We start from the raw sequence: 466 nt of genomic DNA on the forward strand, positions 1-466 counted from the left end.
TGTGTCGTTGCCATCTTCACCGTTGAGGGTGTCACGACCATCGCCGCCGTCGAGGATGTCATCACCGGCACGGCCGTTCAGGGTGTCATTACCCGACAGGCCGAACAGGCTGTCCGCCGACTCATAACCGGTGACGGTCTCGTCGACTTCGGTACCGGTGAGCAGAGCCGTACGGATCTGCTCATTAGTCAGTGCCGTACCATCGGCAAACTGCACCTGATCGATGCCATAGCCGTAGATGGCACTGCTGTAGAAGTGCGAACTGACCCGTAGGGTTTCACCGCTATCCTTGATCTGGATAATCAGGTCATCGGACTCACGGCGCAGCACCACATCGGCAGCGTTCAGCCCTTCCAGACGAATCACGTCCAGTTTGTTGGCCGTGGTGTCGTTGTAAGAATAGTTGCTGATAGTGTCTTGACCCGAGCCCTTGCGGAACACGTAGGTGTCGGAACCGTAGCCACCG

The 466-nt window shown here is 57.5% G+C and carries 1 protein-coding gene; it reads right to left on the minus strand.

Going from position 1 to position 466, the window contains the following annotated elements; all coding sequences use genetic code 11:
• Positions 1-466, minus strand: a 466-nt coding sequence (locus tag KBY08_RS26300; RefSeq protein ID WP_225651325.1) for a calcium-binding protein, incomplete at both ends; no start/stop codon positions are given.

The organism is Pseudomonas sp. P135, from assembly GCF_020312125.1.
GTDB lineage: Bacteria > Pseudomonadota > Gammaproteobacteria > Pseudomonadales > Pseudomonadaceae > Aquipseudomonas > Aquipseudomonas fragariae.